The sequence below is a fragment of the Streptomyces sp. NPDC059456 genome (assembly GCF_042750055.1).
GTDB lineage: Bacteria > Actinomycetota > Actinomycetes > Streptomycetales > Streptomycetaceae > Streptomyces.
In genome coordinates this window covers 1-1,761 of record NZ_JBHYVA010001059.1, presented here as the reverse complement: position 1 = coordinate 1,761, position 1,761 = coordinate 1, and the positions used below count along the sequence as shown (strand labels likewise).

The 1,761-nt window shown below is 73.5% G+C and carries 2 protein-coding genes and 1 pseudogene; 1 reads left to right on the top strand and 2 read right to left on the bottom strand.

What is annotated here, in order from left to right; all coding sequences use genetic code 11:
- A partial coding sequence (locus ACFXA3_RS42130) for an MFS transporter (RefSeq protein WP_385196752.1) occupies positions 1-626 on the bottom strand: 626 nt, incomplete at its 3' end.
- 106 nt (positions 627-732) lie between these two features.
- On the opposite strand from ACFXA3_RS42130, the gene ACFXA3_RS42125 reads away from it, so the two are divergent.
- The gene (locus ACFXA3_RS42125) at positions 733-1,608 is read left to right on the top strand and encodes a winged helix-turn-helix transcriptional regulator (protein ID WP_385196750.1); all 876 of its coding nucleotides are present in this window, start codon (positions 733-735) and stop codon (positions 1,606-1,608) included.
- Between the two features lie 67 nt (positions 1,609-1,675).
- Here ACFXA3_RS42125 and ACFXA3_RS42120 read toward each other — a convergent pair.
- Positions 1,676-1,753, bottom strand: a pseudogene (locus ACFXA3_RS42120) (RNA-binding protein); the annotation flags it as partial.
- Positions 1,754-1,761: the final 8 nt, after the last annotated feature.

The window sequence follows — 1,761 nt, the reverse complement described above, 5'->3', positions numbered from 1 at the left end:
GGTTGGACCCCCCCCCGGCGGGGCCCCGCACCCCGGTGGGGGCCGGGGGGGGTGCGGGAGGCGGCGCCGCGGGCGGGGACGACCCGCGCGGTCCAGAGGGCGAAGATCAGGGTGCCGAGGCCGTCGCCGACGAAGAGCCAGTCGTAGGAGAGCCCGGTCGCGATCAGGGCCCCGAGGGGCGGGCCGAGGGTGAAGCCGCCGTTGGAGACGCAGCGGACGACCGCGAAGGCCTGCCGGCGGGCCCCCTCGGGAACGGTGACGGCGACCAGCGCCGAGTTGGCGGCGCGGACCACGCCGGAGGCGTACTGGGCCAGTGGCAGGGCCGCGTAGAGCCCGGCGGTGGGCAGCAGCGGGAAGGACATCAGGGCGAGGCCGCCGGCGGTGGAGGCGGCGAGCAGCACCCGGCGGTGGCCGAAGCGGTCGCCGTACCAGCCGCCGGTGAAGTTCCCGGCGACGAGGCCGACGCCGCCGATGCCGGTGACCAGGCCCGCCTGGGCGGTACCGAGGCCGCGCGGGCCGGTCAGGTACAGGAAGACGAAGACGAACGTGAAGCTGACGACGGCGTTGACGAACACCCCGGCCGCCAGCAGCCACACCACTCTGGGCACGTCCTTGAGGCCCTGCACCACGCCGCCCACTCCCCCCGCGGATTCCCCGGAAGCTCGGTAAGTTCCCTTTGGGAACGGACTATGTCAGCATGACAGCCTTGGGTCAACGGACAAAGGAGTGCCCATGGCCCAGCGCACACACCTCGACGACGCGGACTGCGCCATCGCCCAGGCCCTCGACGTGGTCGGCGACTGGTGGACGCTGCTGATCGTGCGCGACGCGGCGCGCGGCGTGCACCGCTTCGACGCGTTCCAGCGCGAGCTGGGCATGTCCCGCAAGGTGCTGGCCGAGCGGCTGAAGCTGCTGGTCGAAGCCGGGGTGCTGACGCGCGAGCCGTACCAGGAGCGTCCGGTACGGCACGAGTACCGGCTGACCCCGCGCGGGCGGGGGCTGCTGCCGGTCCTGGTGGCCCTCCAGGACTGGGGAGACACCTGGGTCCTGGGAGAGGGAGAGATGACGGCGACGACACAGGAGTCCTCTCGGGAGGCGGAGCGGGTGCACGCGCTGCGCGGGACGCGACTGCCGGAGCTGGCGCTTCCGGACCGGTTCGGGGAGGTCCGGGATCCCGTCGCGGACACGCCGTTCACGGTCCTGTACTGCTTCCCCGGCGCGTACGCCCGGGCCGAGTCCTACCCGCCGGGATGGGCGGGGATCCCGGGGGCGAAGGGCTGCACGTTCGAGTCGTGCACGTACCGGGACCAGCTGGCGGAGTTCACGGCGGCGGGGGCGACGGTGCACGGGGTGTCGACCCAGCGGCCCGACGAGCAGCGGGAGTTCGCCGAAGCGGAGGGGCTGCGGTTCCCGCTCCTCTCGGACGCGGACCTCACGCTGACGGCCGCGCTGCGGCTGCCGACGTTCCGGGCGGCGGGGGTGAGCCGGCTGAAGCGGCTGACGCTGGTGGTGGACCGGGAACGCACCGTGCGCGAGGTGATCTACCCGATCCGGGACATCGAGGCGAGCGTCACGACGGCCCTCACCGCGGTCCGCGCAAACACCTGACCTCCCTCCGCCCCGGCGCGGCCGATGGGTCCGGGCGGCGCAGGCGGGGCGGCGCAGGCAAGGGCGGGTTGCGCGAGGCGACCTGCACTTCGTCGGGGTTGTCCACAATGCCCTTTACGAGGTGCTCAAGAGCCTCCTCGAGCATGCTCAGGC